The organism is Pseudoalteromonas sp. (assembly GCF_041613455.1).
Classification (GTDB): Bacteria; Pseudomonadota; Gammaproteobacteria; order Enterobacterales; family Alteromonadaceae; genus Pseudoalteromonas.
This window is the reverse complement of sequence record NZ_JBFJHD010000291.1, coordinates 1-3,077: the sequence shown is the minus strand read 5'-3', so window position 1 is coordinate 3,077 and position 3,077 is coordinate 1. Positions and strand designations below refer to the sequence as shown.

General features: G+C 44.6%; 1 protein-coding gene. It reads left to right on the top strand.

Annotated elements, in window-relative coordinates:
* The first annotated feature begins 44 nt into the window (after positions 1-44).
* Positions 45-2,780, top strand: coding sequence for a DNA polymerase I (gene polA / locus ABYB02_RS16105; RefSeq protein WP_372763396.1), 2,736 nt, complete (start codon positions 45-47; stop codon positions 2,778-2,780).
* Positions 2,781-3,077 lie beyond the last annotated feature (297 nt).

Here is a 3,077-nt window from a genome sequence, read left to right as displayed (position 1 = left end):
GCTTATAGTTATCTTACATTTTGTATTTAGGATCCAAATTCACCATGGCTCAGATCCCCGAAAACCCACTTATTTTAGTTGATGGCTCTTCATATTTGTTTCGCGCTTATCATTCTCCGCCACATTTAACTAACTCAAAAGGTGAAGCGACTGGGGCAATCTACGGTGTGATTAACATGCTGAAAAGTTTGATCAGACAATACGATCCGTCGCATATGGTGGTGGTGTTTGATGCTAAAGGTAAAACCTTTCGCAATGACATGTATAGTGAATACAAAGCTAATCGCCCGCCGATGCCGGATGACTTACGCACGCAAATAGCCCCAATCCACCAAATAATTAAAGCAATGGGTTTTCCGTTAGTGAGCATTGAAGGCGTTGAAGCTGACGATGTCATTGGCACGTTTGCGCGTATTGCGACTGAACAAAAACGTCATGTGTTAGTGTCTACCGGCGATAAAGATATGGCGCAACTGGTAAATGAACACGTAACACTGATAAACACCATGACCGACAGTATTTCTGATCCGCAGACGGTGGTTGAAAAATTTGGCGTGGGTCCAGAGTTGATCATCGATTACTTAGCCTTGATGGGTGATAAGGTCGATAATATTCCAGGTGTTGAAGGCTGTGGTCCGAAAACTGCTGTTAAGTGGTTAAACAAGTATGGATCGTTACAGGGCGTGATAGATCATGCTAGTGAAATTAAAGGTAAAATTGGCGAAAAGTTAGCGGCCGCAGTTGATCACTTACCGCTAAGCTATGAATTAGCAACTATAAAGTGTGATGTTGAAGTTGAGCAAGATTTAGATACTTTCAAGCTACAAGAGCCAAATAAAGATGAATTAATTGCGCTCTATGGCGAATGTGAATTCCGTCGTTGGTTAGCGGAGCTGTTAGACAACCCGCAAGACACCGACAGCCATTTAGCGGTCCCTGCAGAAGCTAGCGAATTACCTAAAGTGGCTGCTGTACAGTACGACACTATTTTAACCGAAGCACAGTTTGATGCCCTCATAGCGAAACTTAATAGCGCTGAGTTAATTGCGTTTGATACTGAAACCACCAGTGTTGATTATATGCAAGCACAACTCGTGGGTATGAGCTTTGCGGTAACAGCGGGTGAGGCGAGTTATTTACCGCTAGCGCACGATTATCCGGGCGCCCCTGAGCAATTAAGTCTTGAGTTTGTGATGCAACAATTGGCGCCAATTTTAGCGGATGAAAATAAAGCAAAAGTTGGGCAAAACTTAAAGTACGATAAAAGCGTGCTTGCTAACGCCGGATATGCACTCAATGGCATTAAGTTTGACACTATGCTCGAATCATACGTATTTAATAGTGTGGGTACGCGCCATGATATGGACTCGTTGGCATTAAAGTATTTAGGCCATAAAACCATTAGTTTTGAAGATATTGCCGGTAAAGGCAAAAAGCAGCTGACGTTTAATCAAATTGAACTTGAAAAAGCGGCGCCATATGCTGCTGAAGATGCCGATATTACGCTGCGTTTGCACCAAGTGCTGTGGCCAAAACTGGAAGCGGATGAAAAGCTTAAGTCGGTATTTGAAGACATAGAAATGCCCCTAGTGAGTGTTATATCTGATATTGAACGCACCGGTGTGGCAATCGATAGCACTATGCTGGCGGCACATAGTCAGCGTTTAGGTGAGCGGCTACTGGCGCTGGAAAAAGAGGCGTTTGAAATTGCCGGTGAACCGTTTAATTTAAGCTCGCCGAAGCAGTTACAAGTGTTGTTATTTGATAAGCTGGGTTTACCAGTGATTAAAAAAACCCCGAAAGGGGCACCGTCTACCGCTGAAGAGGTGTTACAAGAGCTCGCTCATGATTACCCGTTACCTAAAGTGATTATTGAGCATCGTGGTTTATCTAAGCTTAAGTCTACCTATACCGATAAGTTACCATTAATGGTTAACGCGCAAACGCAGCGAGTGCATACTTCTTATCATCAGGCGATAACCGCTACTGGGCGCTTGAGTTCAACCGATCCTAATTTACAAAATATTCCGATCCGCTCAGAAGAAGGGCGTCGTATTCGAGAAGCATTTATTGCCGCCGACGGTTATAAAATAGTGGCTGCCGATTACTCGCAAATAGAGCTGCGTATCATGGCGCATCTTTCGCAAGATAAAGGCTTATTAAGCGCCTTTGCTGATGGCCTTGATGTGCACAGTGCCACGGCTGCGGAAGTGTTTGGCGTGAGCTTAGACGATGTGACAAGTGACATGCGCCGCAAAGCGAAAGCGGTTAACTTTGGCTTAATTTACGGTATGTCGGCATTTGGTTTAGCGCGTCAATTGGATGTGCCACGCCATGAAGCACAGCATTACATTGATAAGTACTTTGAACGCTTCCCAGGAGTGCTTGAATACATGGAAAACACCCGTAGCAACGCCGCTGAAAATGGTTATGTCGAAACTATTTTTGGCCGTCGCCTGCATTTGCCGGAAATAAATGCTCGTAATGGGGCGCGTCGCAAAGGGGCAGAGCGCGCAGCAATTAATGCGCCAATGCAAGGCACCGCCGCCGATATAATTAAAAAGGCGATGCTCAGTGTTAATCGCTGGGTGCATCAGCAACCGGCCAATACGATTAAACTATTAATGCAAGTGCACGATGAGCTGGTGTTTGAAATTAAAGCCGATTGTGTAGCAGCTTATACAACACAAATTTGTGAGTTGATGTCGCAAGCCGCTAAATTGGATGTACCGCTCATCGTAGAAGCCGATGAGGGTGATAACTGGGAACAAGCCCATTAACGCCAGCCGCATTAATCTGTAGTAATAACGTGTTTTAAAAAGTGCCTAAGGGCACTTTTTTATTGGCTTTAAAGTGCGCGCCGCAAGCCGTTGTAGTCGCCGCTTTGGTTAAATAAAAGTTAACAAAAGCAATGGCCTGTATTAAATAGTTACGGATTGGTCAATATCCACTTTTTATCGAGAATTTTATTGTACTAGTGAGCAGGCTTTTGCTAAAGTCCGCGCGTCCTCATCCTGTAGGACATCCTGTTGATGATGCATCTGCGAAGGTGCAACGTATTGATAGCTTCTCCCCAG